Source organism: Hymenobacter daeguensis (genome assembly GCF_054780555.1).
In genome coordinates this window covers 147,738-162,418 of sequence record NZ_BAAGWC010000007.1, presented here as the reverse complement: position 1 = coordinate 162,418, position 14,681 = coordinate 147,738, and the positions used below count along the sequence as shown (strand labels likewise).

General features: G+C 59.4%; 14 protein-coding genes. 11 read left to right on the top strand and 3 right to left on the bottom strand.

Translation table 11 applies throughout. The annotated features are described in order from the left end of the window. Nucleotides 1-132: 132 nt before the first annotated feature. The 4 genes from ACYVHT_RS10620 to ACYVHT_RS10605 all read left to right on the top strand — a co-directional run bounded on the left by ACYVHT_RS10620 (nucleotide 133) and on the right by ACYVHT_RS10605 (nucleotide 3,987). Complete coding sequence (locus ACYVHT_RS10620; protein WP_460550971.1) at nucleotides 133-1,701, top strand: acyl-CoA carboxylase subunit beta; 1,569 nt, start codon at nucleotides 133-135, stop codon at nucleotides 1,699-1,701. Nucleotides 1,702-1,711: 10 nt separating this feature from the next. Further along, the gene (locus ACYVHT_RS10615) at nucleotides 1,712-1,978 is read left to right on the top strand and encodes a hypothetical protein (protein WP_460550968.1); all 267 of its coding nucleotides are present in this window, start codon (nucleotides 1,712-1,714) and stop codon (nucleotides 1,976-1,978) included. 15 nt (nucleotides 1,979-1,993) lie between these two features. Beyond that, nucleotides 1,994-3,064 carry a M42 family metallopeptidase gene (locus ACYVHT_RS10610; RefSeq protein ID WP_460550965.1) on the top strand — a complete coding sequence of 357 codons (1,071 nt, stop codon included), beginning with the start codon at nucleotides 1,994-1,996 and terminating at the stop codon, nucleotides 3,062-3,064. A 113-nt stretch (nucleotides 3,065-3,177) separates the two neighbouring features. Next, nucleotides 3,178-3,987: a TroA family protein gene (locus ACYVHT_RS10605; RefSeq protein ID WP_460550962.1), complete on the top strand. Its 810-nt coding sequence runs from the start codon at nucleotides 3,178-3,180 to the stop codon at nucleotides 3,985-3,987. On the opposite strand, the gene ACYVHT_RS10600 is transcribed toward ACYVHT_RS10605, so the two are convergent. Further along, nucleotides 3,971-5,215 carry a 3-phosphoshikimate 1-carboxyvinyltransferase gene (locus tag ACYVHT_RS10600; protein WP_460550959.1) on the bottom strand — a complete coding sequence of 415 codons (1,245 nt, stop codon included), beginning with the start codon at nucleotides 5,213-5,215 and terminating at the stop codon, nucleotides 3,971-3,973. The genes ACYVHT_RS10605 and ACYVHT_RS10600 overlap by 17 nt on opposite strands. A 71-nt stretch (nucleotides 5,216-5,286) precedes the next feature. Further along, the gene (gene aroB, locus ACYVHT_RS10595) at nucleotides 5,287-6,333 is read right to left on the bottom strand and encodes a 3-dehydroquinate synthase (RefSeq protein WP_460550956.1); all 1,047 of its coding nucleotides are present in this window, start codon (nucleotides 6,331-6,333) and stop codon (nucleotides 5,287-5,289) included. Nucleotides 6,334-6,444: 111 nt separating this feature from the next. On the opposite strand from aroB, the gene ACYVHT_RS10590 reads away from it, so the two are divergent. The 3 genes from ACYVHT_RS10590 (at nucleotide 6,445) to ACYVHT_RS10580 (ending at nucleotide 7,900) form a co-directional block, all read left to right on the top strand. Beyond that, on the top strand, nucleotides 6,445-6,873 hold the full coding sequence (locus ACYVHT_RS10590) for a hypothetical protein (RefSeq protein ID WP_460550953.1): 429 nt from the start codon (nucleotides 6,445-6,447) through the stop codon (nucleotides 6,871-6,873). 31 nt (nucleotides 6,874-6,904) lie between these two features. Next, nucleotides 6,905-7,312, top strand: coding sequence for a hypothetical protein (locus ACYVHT_RS10585; protein WP_460550950.1), 408 nt, complete (start codon nucleotides 6,905-6,907; stop codon nucleotides 7,310-7,312). 93 nt (nucleotides 7,313-7,405) lie between these two features. Further along, nucleotides 7,406-7,900: a hypothetical protein gene (locus ACYVHT_RS10580; RefSeq protein ID WP_460550947.1), complete on the top strand. Its 495-nt coding sequence runs from the start codon at nucleotides 7,406-7,408 to the stop codon at nucleotides 7,898-7,900. An 8-nt stretch (nucleotides 7,901-7,908) separates the two neighbouring features. Here the strand turns inward: ACYVHT_RS10580 and ACYVHT_RS10575 are convergent, their stop codons facing one another. Next, nucleotides 7,909-9,036 carry a chorismate mutase gene (locus ACYVHT_RS10575; protein WP_460550944.1) on the bottom strand — a complete coding sequence of 376 codons (1,128 nt, stop codon included), beginning with the start codon at nucleotides 9,034-9,036 and terminating at the stop codon, nucleotides 7,909-7,911. A gap of 147 nt (nucleotides 9,037-9,183) precedes the next feature. Between ACYVHT_RS10575 and ACYVHT_RS10570 the strand changes: the two genes are divergently transcribed. The 4 genes from ACYVHT_RS10570 to ACYVHT_RS10555 all read left to right on the top strand — a co-directional run bounded on the left by ACYVHT_RS10570 (nucleotide 9,184) and on the right by ACYVHT_RS10555 (nucleotide 14,539). Beyond that, nucleotides 9,184-10,383, top strand: coding sequence for a proline dehydrogenase family protein (locus tag ACYVHT_RS10570; protein ID WP_460550941.1), 1,200 nt, complete (start codon nucleotides 9,184-9,186; stop codon nucleotides 10,381-10,383). A gap of 292 nt (nucleotides 10,384-10,675) precedes the next feature. Next, the gene (locus ACYVHT_RS10565) at nucleotides 10,676-11,062 is read left to right on the top strand and encodes a hypothetical protein (protein WP_460550938.1); all 387 of its coding nucleotides are present in this window, start codon (nucleotides 10,676-10,678) and stop codon (nucleotides 11,060-11,062) included. Between the two features lie 579 nt (nucleotides 11,063-11,641). Continuing rightward, nucleotides 11,642-12,136 carry a hypothetical protein gene (locus ACYVHT_RS10560; RefSeq protein WP_460551069.1) on the top strand — a complete coding sequence of 165 codons (495 nt, stop codon included), beginning with the start codon at nucleotides 11,642-11,644 and terminating at the stop codon, nucleotides 12,134-12,136. A 234-nt stretch (nucleotides 12,137-12,370) separates the two neighbouring features. Continuing rightward, the gene (locus tag ACYVHT_RS10555) at nucleotides 12,371-14,539 is read left to right on the top strand and encodes a carboxy terminal-processing peptidase (RefSeq protein ID WP_460550935.1); all 2,169 of its coding nucleotides are present in this window, start codon (nucleotides 12,371-12,373) and stop codon (nucleotides 14,537-14,539) included. The last annotated feature ends 142 nt before the right edge of the window (nucleotides 14,540-14,681 follow it).

The window sequence follows — 14,681 nt, the reverse complement described above, 5'->3', positions numbered from 1 at the left end:
GCCGGTTCCAGCAATGGGGTCGGCTTTTTCGCTTTCACGCACAAGCTGAAGCATGTGCTACATTCCGCCCGTAACCTACCTTTGGCCTCCCATTCCCGCGCATCCCTCCCACCCGCGCGCTTACCCTGATTTATGCCCGACCCACACGCCCACGCCCATCTTTCCAAAACCGAGCTGCTGGCCCGCAAAAACGAGGAAGCCCTCCTCGGCGGCGGCCAAGCCCGCATCGATGCCCAGCACAAAAAAGGCAAGCTCACTGCCCGCGAACGGGTTGATTTGCTGCTGGATGAAGGCTCCTTTGAAGAAATCGGCAAATTCGTCATGCACCGCTCCAAGGACTTCGGCCTGGACAAAGAGCATTACCTCGGCGATGGCGTGATAACCGGCTATGGCACCGTGCATGGCCGGCTGGTGTACGTTTTCTCGCAGGATTTCACCGTGTTTGGCGGCTCGCTGAGCGAAACGCACGCCGAGAAAATCGTCAAAATCATGGACCTCGCCATGAAGAACGGCGCGCCCGTGATTGGCCTGAACGACTCGGGCGGGGCCCGGATTCAGGAAGGCGTGGTGAGCCTCGGCGGCTACGCCGACATCTTTTACAAGAATACCCTGGCCAGCGGCGTGGTGCCGCAGCTCTCGGCCATTATGGGGCCGTGCGCGGGCGGCGCGGTGTATTCGCCGGCCATCACCGACTTTATTCTGATGGTGGAAAACACGAGCTATATGTTCGTGACCGGCCCGAACGTGGTGAAAACCGTGACCCACGAGGAAGTGACCAGCGAGGAGCTGGGCGGCGCCAGCACGCACTCGGCCAAGAGCGGCGTCACGCATTTCTCGTGTGCCAATGAGGTGGTGGCCATCAACCACATCAAGCAGCTGCTGAGCTACATGCCGCAGAACTGCGAGGAAACCACGCCGCACCAGCCCTACGAGGCCAGCGGCGACGAAAGCCGCCCGGCGCTGGACAAGCTGATTCCCGAGAATGCCAACCAGCCCTACGACATGCGCGAGGTGATTGAGGGCATTATCGACGAGGGCACTTTCCTGGAGGTGCACCAGAATTTCGCCGAGAACATTGTGGTGGGTTTTGCGCGGCTGGCGGGCCGCAGCATCGGCATCGTGGGCAACCAGCCGGCGGTGCTGGCCGGCGTGCTCGACATCAATGCCAGCACCAAGGCCGCCCGTTTCGTACGTTTCTGCGACTCCTTCAATATTCCGCTGCTGGTGCTGGAAGACGTGCCTGGCTTCCTGCCCGGCACCGACCAGGAGTGGCGCGGCATCATCACCAACGGGGCCAAGCTGCTCTACGCCTTCTGCGAAGCCACCGTGCCGCGCATCACCGTGATTACCCGCAAGGCCTACGGCGGCGCGTATGACGTGATGAACTCCAAGCACATCGGCGCCGATATGAACTACGCCTGGCCTACTGCCGAAATTGCCGTGATGGGCGCCAAGGGTGCGGCCGAAATCATCTTCAAGCGCGAAATTGCCGCTGCCGAAAACCCCGAAGCCAAGCTGCAGGAAAAGGTGGACGAGTACCAGGAGAAATTCGCCACGCCCTACCGCGCCGCCCACCGCGGCTTCGTGGACGAAGTGATTCTGCCTTCCCAGACGCGCCAGAAACTGATTCGCGCCTTCAAGATGCTGGAAAACAAAGTGGATACCATGCCGCGTAAGAAGCACGGCAACATTCCGCTATAATCTCCACGCGATGAACTGGCAGGACACCGGCAACATTCTTTCGGCTCTGGGTGTCTTTGCCTTGGTGGTGGGCGTGCTGCTGCGGTTTCAGGCGGGGCGCTGGCTGTTAGTGGCGTTGCTGCTAATACTGACAGTCATTTCGCTGCTGAGTGGCGACTTTGCCGACCCCCCGGATAGCAACGACCCCATCAAAGCCAGCAATTACTGGCTATTAGGCGGAAGCCTCAGCCTACTGCTCGGACTGGCGCTCCGTACATTCGCCAGCAAGACAATTTAATTTTTCCCCTCGCGTATGCGTCCCGAATCCTTCACCTTTCTCCAAAACTACCTCAACAACCCCTCCCCCACCGGCTTCGAAAAAGAAGGCCAGAAACTGTGGCTGGAGTACATCAAGCCCTACATCGACGAGTATTTCGTGGATACCTACGGCACGGTGGTGGGCGTCATCAACCCCGAAGCGAAATACAAAGTCGTCATCGAGGCGCACGCCGATGAGATTTCCTATTTCGTGAATTACATCACCAAAGAAGGCTACCTCTACCTGCGCCGCAACGGCGGCTCCGATGCCCTGGTAGCGCCCAGCAAGCGGGTAAATATCTTCGGCGAAAAAGGCATCGTGAAAGGCATTTTCGGCTGGCCGGCCATTCACGTGCGCAAAGTGGAGCAGGACAAAGCGCCCACCATCGAAACTATTTTCCTGGACTGCGGCGCGAGCAGCGCCGACGAAGTGGCCGAGATGGGCATTCACGTCGGTTCCGTGGTGACGTTTGAGGACGAATTCACGGTGCTGAACGACAAATTCTACGTGGGCCGCGCGCTCGACAACCGCGTGGGCGGCTTCATGGTGGCCGAGGTGGCCCGCATGCTGAAAGAGAACAATAAAACGCTGCCCTTCGGCCTCTACATCGTGAACGCAGTGCAGGAGGAAATCGGCCTGCGCGGCGCCGAAATGGTGGCCCACCGCATCAACCCCGACGTGGCCATCATCACCGACGTGACGCACGACAGCCAGTCGCCGATGTACGAGAAAAAGACGGCCGGCGACATCAGCTGCGGTAAAGGCCCGGTGATTACCTACGGCCCGGCCGTGCAGAATAACCTGCGCGACCTCATCATTGAAACCGCCAGGCAGGCCGAAATTCCCTTCCAGCGCGCCGCCGCCACCCGCGCCACCGGCACCGACACCGATGCCTTCGCTTACTCCGGCTCCGGCGTGGCGTCGGCCCTGATTTCGCTGCCGCTGAAATACATGCACACCACCGTGGAAACCGTGCACAAAGACGACGTGGAGAGCGTGACCAAGCTGATTTACGAAACGCTGCTGCGCATTGAGGACGGGCAGGATTTCCGGTATTTCAAGTAAATCTTTTCCATTTTTTGTCATCCTGAACGCAGTGAAGGACCTTATCGCGTTGAGACAGTTCGCTCAGCCGTGATAAGGTCCTTCACTGCGTTCAGGATTACAGCATTTTTCAGATGGAGCTACCAATAATTCCTTCCCTCCCGCTCACCGTCACCGACCAAATGGGCCGGCGCGTGACCGTGCCGTTTCCACCGCAGCGCATTGTGTCGCTGGTGCCTTCGCAAACGGAATTATTGTTCGATTTAGGAGTAGGGAAGAAAGTAGTTGGCGTCACCAAATTCTGCATTCACCCAACCGAAGCGCGCGCAAATGCTGCTGTAATCGGCGGCACAAAAAATTTCGATTTCGAAAAAATAGCCTCTCTTACGCCCGATTTAATTATCGGCAATAAAGAAGAAAACTATCAGGCGGGCATCGAGAAATTAGCCGCTGATTATCCGGTGTGGCTGAGCGACATCAGCAGCCTGGCAGAGGCATTGGATATGATTCGGCGGGTTGGATTTATCAGCGGCGCTAAAGAAAAAGCCGAATTAATTGCAGCAGAAATTGAGGCATCGTTTGCCGCATTGGCAGCTGCCGCCTCGAATGAGCCGGCTGAAGCAGTCGCCTATTTCATCTGGCGAAAACCGTACATGGTAGCCGCCACGGGCACATTTATTGACAATATGCTGCGCCGCGTCGGCTTTGCAAATGCATTTGCCAGCCAGCAGCGCTACCCGGAAATAACGGCCGAACAATTAGCCGCTGCCGCACCGCGCCGCATACTGCTATCCTCCGAGCCGTACCCATTTGCCGAGAAGCATATTGCCGATTTTAAAGCTATTTGCCCTGCTGCAAAAATTGAAATTGTGGACGGCGAATTATTTAGCTGGTATGGCAGCCGGCTACGGAAATCGTCCGCTTATTTCAATTCGCTTCGCTAATTACAAATCCGGCTTTCGCCAATTCATTCCAGAATTGCGGGTACGATTTGCGCACCACCGCCGGCGCCTCGATGGCAAGTGGGCCGCGCAGGGCCAGCGGTGCGAAGGCCATGGCCATGCGGTGGTCGTGGTAGGTAGCCACCGACTGGCTATTTACCGCAAAACCCTTCGAATCGGCCCGAAAGCGGCCTTCGCCTAGGTCGCGCAGTTCGCCGCCGAATTTGGCCAGCTCGGTTTGCAGCGCGGCAATGCGGTCGGTTTCCTTGATGCGCAGGCTCTCCAGACCGGTCATGTCCACGGGGCGGCCGAGGGCGGCGGCCACAACCGCCACGGTCTGGGCCAGGTCGGGGCAGTCGGTGAAATCGATGGTCTGGATTTCGGCCTGGGGTGCGCGGGGCAGCTGTTTCAGGCGGACAGCATCGGGCAGAAAGGTGGTTTCTACACCGAAATGCGTCATTATTTCTGCAATGGCCTGGTCGCCCTGCAATGATTTCTGCCGCAGGCCGGGCAACGTAATCTCCGAGCCAGCCGGGGCTAATGCGACAAGTGAATACCAGTAGCTGGCCGCCGACCAATCAGCTTCCACCGTGTAATCGGTGGGCTGGTAGGTGCCGGGCGGCACAGTTAATACATCGCTTTGAGTCGAATAACCGGCACCGAACAGCTGCATTAGCGCCAGCGTCATGTTGATGTAGGGGCGCGAGCCGATGTGGCCGGTGAGCGCAAGGCGCAGGCCGCCGGGCAGCAGCGGCCCTACCATGAGCAGCGCCGAGATGTACTGGCTGCTGATGTCGCCGCGAACGGATAATTCGGTAGGCTGCGTCGCATCGGCCGCCGCCGTGAAACCGGCAAACGCTAAGGGTGGAAAACCCTCATTATTCAGGTAGCTGATACGGGCGCCGGCCTGCAGCAAGGCATCAACCAGCACCGCAATGGGCCGCTCCTGTGCGCGGGCGGTGCCCGTCAGGTGCCCGTGCCAGTTGCTCACGGCCAGATAAGCCGTGAGGAAGCGCATCACGGTGCCGGCATCCTCGGCATCAAGCTCATTGGCAGCGGGCGCCGCGAGCAGCAGGCGCCGCATGAGCTGCGTGTCGTTGGCATCGGAGATGTTGCCGATAGTGCCGCCGCCGGCCAGGGCTTGCAGAATGAGGGCACGGTTGGCTTCGCTTTTGGAAGCCGGAAGTTGGGCGGTGCCGCTGAGCGGGCCGCCGGGCCAGGATAGGTGCATAGAATTGCAGCGCAGGCTACCGCTTGCGCTTTTGAGCGTTCAGTTTTAAGGGCGGGGGCAAGCGAAAGCCTCTACGCCTGCAGGCGATGATAATAGCGCAGCGACTCCGCAAGCTCGGCCAGCGTCACGGGCTGGTCGTACACGCCGCTGCCAATGCTTTGGAGCAGGGTACAGTTGATGGTGGAGCCCGTGTTTTTCTTGTCTTGCAAGGCGAATTCAGCAATTGCTTCGGTTTCGAGGCTGATAAACGGAATTTTATCGAACACCGAAAAAACGAAGGTTTCGATTTTGTCCAGCTCGTCGGCACTCAGCAGCCCGTGCTGCACCGACAGCCAGCTTTCGCACACCAGGCCGGCGGCCACGGCTTCGCCGTGCAGCACTTCGCGGCCGGGCTGGGTGAGCAGGTAGCTTTCGAGGGCGTGGCCCACGGTGTGGCCAAAGTTGAGCAGCTTGCGCGGGCCGGCTTCGAGGGGGTCTGCGGCCACGATGCGCTGCTTGAGGGCGACCGATTCGCGGATAATCGGGGTCCAGTCGTCGGTGAGCCAGCCCAGGCGGCGGTTGGTGTTGAAGCCTTCGGCATCGGCAATGAGCCAGTGCTTGATGACTTCAGCGTAGCCGGATTTCACTTGGCGCGGGTCCAGGGTTTGCAGGAACCCGGGCTCGATGAACACCCCGGCCGGTTCCTGAAATACGCCCAATTGATTTTTAAAGCCCTGAAAATCGACGCCCGTTTTGCCGCCCACGCTGGCATCGACCTGGGCCAGCAGCGTGGTGGGCACCTGCACAAACCGGATGCCCCGCTTGTATAGCGCCGCCGCGAAGCCGCCCAAATCGGTGACCACGCCCCCGCCCACGTTCACCAGCACGGCGTGGCGGTCGGCGTGCTGCTCGGTGAGCTCGCACCACACGGCATCGCAGCTGGTCAGGGTTTTATACTCCTCCCCGGCCGGAATTTCGATGAGCTTATAATCGGTCGGCAGGGATTTTTCGAGCAGGGGCAAACACAGGCGGGTCGTGTTGCCGTCGGCCAGTACGAACACACGGCTCACGGCCGGGCGGTGCAGCAGTTCGCCCAGCGCGGGCAGGGCCTCGGGGCCGATGATGACAGAATTATCCATGGGGCAAAAGTCGGCACAAAAAATTGTGGCAAGCCAGTGGCCGTGCAACCTGCCGGCGAGGCAGCCGGTCAGAAGGGCCAGATGCTGTTTCCATCGTTTACCCCCTTCGTCATGGTCTGGTTTTCCTGCCTCGCGCGCCACTGCTTGCTGCTGGCCATTTTACTCGGTTTCAGCGCTTGTAAGAAAGAAGATGCCTCACCCGAAAACGCTACCCGCACGTTATTGACTGGGCGCTGGGAATTTGTGGAAAGCAGCGGCGGCTTCGCCGGAAAGACCTATGCCGCCGACCCGGCCCGGAAGCGTGAAATCATTTTCACCTCTGGCGGTCAAGCCATTGGCTTGCTCAATGGCCCAGGCACCGCCACTGCGCCCTACTCCCTTCACCAGGCCGACGCCATTACGGGGACCAACAAGACTTTTCTCACCTGCAATGGCATCCCTGGCTTTTTCGCCAATGGCCCCATCGAAGTTTCCGCTACCGATTTCTGGCTGTCAGACAACGTCTACGATGGCTTCAGCCACCATTACGTCCGGCGCTAACGCTTTTTCTGTTCCCCCCATTTTCCTGCTCATGAAACGCCTTTTCCTGCCTTCCCTGCTTGCCGCTGCAGGCATCTCGCTGGCCAGCTGCAGCAAAGACCATTCTGCGCCCTCCGGCGAGGGCCTGGTGGGCACCTGGAAGCTGGTGGACCGGCAATGCTACTGCGTGCCGGCACCCACTCCCCACGAAACCGCGGTGTTTACGCCCACGGCTTTCGCATTCACGGCCAACGGCCAGCTCAAATCCAGCGGTACCTACGCCCCGGCCACGGTCAGCGTGTGCGGCATGGCGGGCTCCGGGCCGGGCCTGCGCCTCAGCAGCAACCAGCCCAATGTTGGCTCGCCCGAGGTGCAGTACACCCTCACCGGCAACCGGCTTATTCTGGACTACGGCGGCCCCTGCGATGCTCCGCGCGACACCTACGAGCGGGTGCAGTAGCACGCTAAATTGCGGGGGGCTATTGCGCACGAAGCCATAAGGCAATACCTTTCGGTTCTGCTTCTTTTTCTGTTCGTTACCACTCAACGAGCTATGCAAACACCCGCTTATTCACTGCTGCTGCTGAGCCTGTTGGCCGTCGGCAGCTGCAAATCTTCGCCTGCCAAGCCTGAGCCTGCTCCCAAGCCGGCCGTGGTGCCGCTTACCGGGGGCAACGACGAGCTGGCCAGGGCTCATGGGTATTGGGAGTGGCTGCAAAACGTTCGCATGAGCGGAACCATTACCCCTACCGAAACCGGTTTCACGCGTCAGCTCATTTTTAAAGCTGACGGCCACCTGGACATCTACCACAACCGCCAGCTAGTCCTCAAGCCATCCTTTGCGCTTCGCACCGGCCTGACTCATATCTGCGTCAGTCCCGTAGCCCAGCCCCTGGTCGAATATACCGCTGAGCCCCAGGTCCCCAACGACCCACTGCGGCGGTATCGGCTAAATTTTTCGGCCACCGATACGACGCTCACCATAACGGGCGAGTCGAATTGTGTTGATGGGGGTGCCGTAGAATATTATCGCTGGCACCACTTGTAGCCCCGCTACTACAGCCCCGGGCCCAGGTGGTTTACCACACCATCCAGCGGCCGGCCGTTCAGCACCTCGGTTTGCTTGCGGATGCTCTCAATGTGAATGAGCTTGTAGAGCTCAGCCACAAACTGCGGGTTCACGCGCAGCTTCTCGGCCCACTCGGGCCGCGTATTAAAGATTTCCTGCCACCGGTCAAATTGCAGGATTTTGACGTTGTTTTCCTTCTTGTATTCGGCCAGCTCTTCCACCAGCGCCATGCGGCGGGCCAGGGCTTCCACAATCTCGCGGTCGGCCACGTCCATTTTCAGGCGCAGCTCCTCCGCTTTGTTGAGGTAGTCGGCGTTGTCAGAGGAGCGGTAGCGGTACTTCAGCTCGCTCAGAATCTCGCCCAGACGCTGGGGCGTCACCTGCTGCTCGGCATCGCTCAGGGCATGGTCGGGGTCGGGGTGGGTTTCGATGATGAGGCCATCATAATCCAGGTCCAGCGCTTTCTGGGAAATGGGCAGCAGCAAATCGCGCCGCCCGCCGATGTGGCTGGGGTCGCAGATGAGCGGAATATGGGGGAAGCGCGTTTTCAGCTCGATGGGCAATATCCAGGTGGGCGCGTTGCGGTAGCGGCTGGGTGCAAACGTGCTGAATCCGCGATGAATAGCCGCCAAATCCGTAATTCCCGCCCGCTCCAGGCGCTCCAGCGCGCCGGCCCACAGGGCCACGTCGGGGTTCACGGGGTTTTTCACCATCACGGGCACGCCGGTGCCGGCCAGGGCATCGGCCAGCTCCTGCACCGCAAAGGGATTGACGGTAGTGCGGGCCCCAATCCAGAGCACGTCGATGCCGTGGGCCAGCGCCTCCTCTACGTGGCGCGGCGTAGCCACCTCAATGGCCGTCGGAATGCCGGTTTCGGCCTTCACGCGCTGCAGCCAGGGCAGTGCGGCCGCGCCCATGCCCTCAAACGAGCCCGGCCGGGTGCGCGGCTTCCAGATGCCGGCCCGAAACAAATCAATTTTTCCCAGCGCCTTCAGCCCGTGTGCCGTGGCCATTACCTGTTCTTCGGTTTCGGCCGAGCACGGCCCGGCGATGAGAATGGGCTGGCCCTTTTGAGCCAAAAGCCGGGTAAAGAACGTATTAGAGACAGTAGGCATTTCGAGCGCGCGTATGGCGGGGAATTTTCCCGGCGGAGTGGCCGGAAAGCAGGGCAAACGTAACTCGTTTCCCCGAAACGTTGTTTACCGATTACCTTCGCCGGCCCGTCGCATACGGTCCTGCTTCCCACCACAGAGCCCCTGCCCATGCCCTCCGCTTCTTCCATCCAAGCCCCACCCATCTCGTTCGAAGACACCCGCGTCGCCTTCGCGTCCAAGTCCGATGCGCAGCTGCGCAAAGTATATGCCCTGTTTGCGGCCATGAACAACGGCAGTCTGGTCAAAGTCGGCAGCGGCCTGATGAAAACGGCCCTGAAGTGGCACCTGCCCGGCACGAAGTTCCTCATCAAGCACAGCATCTTCGAGCAGTTCTGCGGCGGCGAAACCATTGCCGAATGCCGCCCCGTCACGGCCGAGCTGGGCAAGTACAACATCGGCACCATCCTCGACTACTCGGTGGAGGGCGAAGGCAGCGACCGAAGCTACGACCACACCCGCGACGAAATCCTCGCCACCATCGAAGAGGCTCATCGCTCCAGAAACATTCCCTTTTCGGTATTCAAAGTCACCGGTGTGGCCGACGTAGCCATTCTGGAAAAAATTCAGGCCGGCCAGCTGCTCACCGCCGCCGAAGAAGCCGCTCACAGCCGCGCTGTAGCGCGCGTGGAGGCCATTTGCGCCCGTGCCCATCAGCATGGCATCCGCCTGTTTATCGATGCCGAGGAAAGCTGGTTTCAGCACACCATCGACCTGCTGGCCTACGACATGATGGCCCGTTACAACCGCGAGAAGGCCATTGTCTGGAACACGTACCAGCTCTACCGCCACGACCGCCTCGACGCCCTCAAAGCCGCCCACGATGCCGCTGCCGAAGCCGGCTACTACATCGGGGCCAAGCTGGTGCGCGGCGCCTACATGGAAAAAGAAGCCCGCGTAGCCAGGCAGCGCGGCTACCAAAACCCCATCAACCCCACCAAACAGGCCACCGACGACCTCTACGACGAAGCCCTGCGCTACTGCGTGCAGCATATTGACCGCATCAGCATTTGCGCCGGCACCCACAACGAGGCCAGTTCCCTCCTGCTCACGCAACTCATGCAGGAGGCCGGCCTCGCGCCCAGCGACCCGCGCATCTGGTTTGCCCAGCTCTACGGCATGAGCGACAACCTCACCTACAACCTCGCCAATGCCGGCTACAACACCGCCAAATATCTCCCCTACGGCCCGGTAGCCGCCGTGATGCCTTACCTGCTGCGCCGGGCCGATGAAAATACCGCTATTGCGGGCCAGAGCAGCCGTGAGTTTCTGCTCATTCAGAAAGAAATGCAGCGTCGGAAAAACAATTAATTCTGAAGGAAATCTGCGCTTGCAGAAACGGTAATTCTGAAGGAAATCCGTCGAAACAGTTGGCAGTAATTCTGTACATCTGAAGCCGGAATTTTGCACCTGAACAGGGCCGGAAATACCCGCTTTTTGGCATTAAAAAATGGCTTCGTAGAATTTAGGAACGATTGTGGTACGGTGCAAGCCGCTGGGCTGAAGATGAGTAGCGAAATCGTTGCAGCGATGTAGCATTACGCAACTAAAAATCACTAATTTTCAGCCCCCAAACGGTTTTTTGTTCACTTGTAACCCTGCCATGATTGGTCGTATTCGCACGTACTTAATTCGCTATTCCCGGCTACAAACCGGAACCGTCAGCTACCTCACCCTGGTGCAGGAAGCCGAGCTGGGGCTCAACCTGGAAATTTCACACGAGAAATCCCGGCTCAACGAAATGCTCGCTGAGATTTCACTGATTGAGCATGAGGCTGGCCGCCCACCCCTCAGCGCCCTCGTGAAAGTGCAGGGCTCGAAAGGCCAGGGCGACAATTTCTACAAGCTTTGCGAAAAGATGGGCATGGGCGAATGGCGCAGTCTGAAACAGGATGAGGACTTTCTGAAAAACCTCATTCGCGACTGCCGTGCCTTCTGGCGCGATGAGGCCAATTTCAAACAGTTTTCGGACGCTCTGTCCAACGACTAATTCTCGCGGTTATCATTCCGGAAACTGTCCCAACGGCCGTGCTGTAGCACGGCCGTTGGCATTTGTAGCTACTACCGACTTTTTGAATTATTGCTCAAAACGAGGATGAAATAGAATTCGGGCCTGACGTAACCCCTGCCGAACCGACCGCGTTAAGGGACACATATCGGCTGGAAGGCTGATTTCTTTTTCCACATTTACTATTCTTTCCCAATGAATACGAACGATTCGAACAACCCGCAAAATTCTGGTACCGGAGCTGGCGCTAATTATGGCACCAGCACCACCGGCACCGGCCTCGGCAACAGCACCGGCCTGAGCAATGAAGGCACCAGCTACAACGCTGGCACCGGCTCCACTTCCGGCACGGGTGTAAACTCGGCCTCGGGTGCTTCGGTAACCACTCCTACCAACAATGTTGACGGCGACGACTTCAGCGCCACGGCCAAAGGTGCTGCTATTGCCGGCACCCCCGGTGCCGTAGTAGGCCGCGCCATCGACGGCGTGCAGAACACGGCCGACAGCGCCGCTCACGCCGTAACCGGCGAGCCCTACCGCGACGGCAGCACGATGACCGGCATGTTCCGTGACCGGAGCAGCGCCGAGAAAGCATATCAGTCGCTGCACTCGCGCGGCTACGGCAAAGATGATGTGAACCTGCTCATGTCGGACGAAACCCGCAAAACCCATTTCGGTGACGACACCGCTCATACCGAACTCGGCGACAAAGCCATGGAAGGTGCCGGCGTAGGCTCGGCCATTGGTGGCACGGCGGGCGCTGTTATCGGTGCAATCGCGGCCATCGGTACTTCGGTAGCCCTGCCCGGTCTGGGCCTGATTATTGCCGGCCCGCTGGCAGCCGCTTTGGCTGGTGCCGGTGCCGGTGGCCTCACGGGCGGCCTGGTAGGTGCGCTGGTAGGCTCGGGCATCCCCGAAGAGCACGCGGCTGAGTACGAAAGCGGCATCAAGGATGGCGGCATTGTGATGGGCGTGAAGCCCCGCAACGAAGAAGACGCCAAGTATTTTGAAGACGAGTTCCGCCGCAACAACGGCGACAAAATCTACAAGTACTAGTCTGGTCCCGGGCTTCGGCCCGTAAGTCTGCAAAAAAGCCTTCTCCATCCGGGGAAGGCTTTTTTCTTGCAACCCTAAGCCGCTTCTTTGGGTTAGTAAACCGATGGCTAACCGACGCTTTACTGCGGGCACTTATTTCCTGCACCAAGGCGTTTTGAATCGTAGTAATGCGGCCCCGGATTGCCTCGTACTCTCCGTATATTTGATTTTCACTTCCCGTTTTCTTTTTTGCTGATGTCTTCTCCCCGCTTGAAAGTCGGGCTGTACGCTTTTTTGGTGACAGCCGTGTTTGTTCTGGCTTCCTACCGGCTCCTGCGCCGGTCCGACTCGGCGGTTCCGACGAAAGACCAGGTGCTGATTGGCACCATGCTGCAAGGCCTCACGGCTGCCCACTACCAGCCCGAGAAGGTTGACGACGTGTTTTCCAAGCGCGTTTTCGATTTGTATCTGAAGCACCTCGACTACCGCAAGCAGTTTCTGCTGGCTTCGGATGTGGAGCAGCTGCGCCGCTACCAGACCCGCATCGACGACGAGGTGAAGGCCGGCACCCATGAGTTCCTCGACCTCAGCACCAGGCTGATGGCCGACCGCACCAAGGAAATGCAGGGCCTCTACCGTGAGCTGCTGGCCAAGCCCTTCGATTTCACAGTGGATGAAACCTTCCAGACCGACTTCGAGAAAGCCAGCTTTCCCGCCGACAAGGCTGCCCAGCGCGAACTGTGGCGCAAGCTGCTGAAGTACGAAACCCTGAGCCGCGTTTCGGAAATGATGGAAGCCCAGGAGAAGGCCAAAGAAGCCAAACCCACCGGAGCCACCGCCGCCCCGGCTGCCGCCAACGCCTCGGCCCCCACCGAAGCCGAACCCGTCCGCACGCCTGCCCAGATGGAAGCCGAAGCCCGCAAGCGCGTGCTGAAATACTACGACGAGCAGTTCGAGGAAATCAACGACATCGACGCCAATGAGCGGCTGGCTACGTATGCCAACACCATTGCCAACACCTACGACCCGCACACCGAATATTTCGCGCCCAAGGCCAAGGAGGACTTCGACTACGAAATGACCGGCCGCTTCGAGGGCATCGGGGCCACGCTGAAGGAGAAGGATGGCCTGATTTACATCGAGGAAATCATTCCCGGCTCGGCTTCGGCCCGGCAGGGCGACTTGAAAAAAGGCGACGCCATTCTGCGTGTAGCCCAGGGCGCGGCTGAGCCGGTAAGCATTGAGGGCTGGCACACGGCGAAGGCGGTGACGCTGATTCGCGGCAAAAAAGGCTCGGAGGTGCGCCTCACGGTGAAAAAGCCCGATGGCAGCACCAAGATTATTCCCATTATCCGCGACGTGGTGGTAGTTGATGACAAGTACGCGCAGTCGTCGGTGATTACGGACAAGGGCCAGAAAATCGGCTACCTGCGCTTGCCCGGCTTCTATGCCGACTTCAACGACAACGGCGGCCGCAGCTCGTCGGATGACGTGAAGAAGGAACTGGCCAAGCTCACGGCCGAAGGCGTGAAAGGCCTGGTGATGGACCTGCGCTTCAACGGCGGCGGCTCGCTCAGCGATGCCGTATCGATGGCCGGCCTGTTCCTCGACAGTGGCCCGATGGTGCAGGTGCGCGACGGCCAGGGCCGCACGCAGGTGCTGACCGACAACGACCCCCGCGTGCAGTACAGCGGCCCGCTCGTGATTCTGGTGAACAAGTACAGCGCTTCGGCTTCCGAGATTCTGGCCGCTGCCATTCAGGACTACCACCGCGGCATCATCATGGGCTCGACCAGCACGTATGGCAAGGGCACCGTGCAGCGCATTTTCGACCTCGACGATGCCCTGCCGACAGAGCTGAACAGCATCAAGCCCATTGGTTCGCTGAAGCTCACCACTCAGAAATTCTACCGCGTGAACGGCGGCTCGACCCAGTTCAAGGGCGTGGCTTCGGACATTGTGGTGCCCGACCTCTACTCCTACCTCGACCAGGGCGAAAAAGAATCGGACTACCCGCTGAAATGGGATGAGATTCAGCCCGCTCGCTACCGCCCGTGGGCCGACGCGCCGAACCTGGAAAAGCTCCGCGCCAGCAGCAAAGCCCGCGTGGCCAACAACTCCAGCTTCAAGGTGATGGACGAGATGGTGAACAGCATGCGCAAGCGCAAGGACGAAACCACGGTGTCGCTGAAGCTCAGCGCCTACCGCGCCGAGCAGCTGCAGTCGAAAGCTATTTCGGACCGCTACGAAGCGGCGCAAAAAACGGCTACGGCCCTTATTTTCTCGCCTCTGTCTGCCGATGTGCGGGCCGTGAATGGCGATACGGTGAAAGTGAACCGGGCCGCTCGCTTCACCAAAGGCCTGAAAAAGGACATCACCATTGGCGAGGCCGTGGCCGTGATTCAGGACGAGATAAACAAATAATTTCTTGATTTGGCTGCTTGTTAGCGCCCTCGCTCTGATTGAGCGAGGGCGTTTTTTTTAGCTCAGCCACTCCTGTCAACCTCGTTAGTAAAACCACCTGTATCGGCCAGCACCCCATAGCCCAACCTTATGTGCGTAGTCA

What these genes read in the sequence shown, in the direction of transcription:
- ACYVHT_RS10620 (WP_460550971.1), top strand. Translation starts at nt 133, where the DNA reads ATGCCCGACCCACACGCCCACGCCCATCTTTCCAAAACCGAGCTGCTG.
- ACYVHT_RS10615 (WP_460550968.1), top strand. Translation starts at nt 1,712, where the DNA reads ATGAACTGGCAGGACACCGGCAACATTCTTTCGGCTCTGGGTGTCTTT.
- ACYVHT_RS10610 (WP_460550965.1), top strand. Translation starts at nt 1,994, where the DNA reads ATGCGTCCCGAATCCTTCACCTTTCTCCAAAACTACCTCAACAACCCC.
- ACYVHT_RS10605 (WP_460550962.1), top strand. Translation starts at nt 3,178, where the DNA reads ATGGAGCTACCAATAATTCCTTCCCTCCCGCTCACCGTCACCGACCAA.
- ACYVHT_RS10600 (WP_460550959.1), bottom strand. Translation starts at nt 5,215, where the DNA reads ATGCACCTATCCTGGCCCGGCGGCCCGCTCAGCGGCACCGCCCAACTT.
- aroB (WP_460550956.1), bottom strand. Translation starts at nt 6,333, where the DNA reads ATGGATAATTCTGTCATCATCGGCCCCGAGGCCCTGCCCGCGCTGGGC.
- ACYVHT_RS10590 (WP_460550953.1), top strand. Translation starts at nt 6,445, where the DNA reads ATGGTCTGGTTTTCCTGCCTCGCGCGCCACTGCTTGCTGCTGGCCATT.
- ACYVHT_RS10585 (WP_460550950.1), top strand. Translation starts at nt 6,905, where the DNA reads ATGAAACGCCTTTTCCTGCCTTCCCTGCTTGCCGCTGCAGGCATCTCG.
- ACYVHT_RS10580 (WP_460550947.1), top strand. Translation starts at nt 7,406, where the DNA reads ATGCAAACACCCGCTTATTCACTGCTGCTGCTGAGCCTGTTGGCCGTC.
- ACYVHT_RS10575 (WP_460550944.1), bottom strand. Translation starts at nt 9,036, where the DNA reads ATGCCTACTGTCTCTAATACGTTCTTTACCCGGCTTTTGGCTCAAAAG.
- ACYVHT_RS10570 (WP_460550941.1), top strand. Translation starts at nt 9,184, where the DNA reads ATGCCCTCCGCTTCTTCCATCCAAGCCCCACCCATCTCGTTCGAAGAC.
- ACYVHT_RS10565 (WP_460550938.1), top strand. Translation starts at nt 10,676, where the DNA reads ATGATTGGTCGTATTCGCACGTACTTAATTCGCTATTCCCGGCTACAA.
- ACYVHT_RS10560 (WP_460551069.1), top strand. Translation starts at nt 11,642, where the DNA reads ATGTTCCGTGACCGGAGCAGCGCCGAGAAAGCATATCAGTCGCTGCAC.
- ACYVHT_RS10555 (WP_460550935.1), top strand. Translation starts at nt 12,371, where the DNA reads ATGTCTTCTCCCCGCTTGAAAGTCGGGCTGTACGCTTTTTTGGTGACA.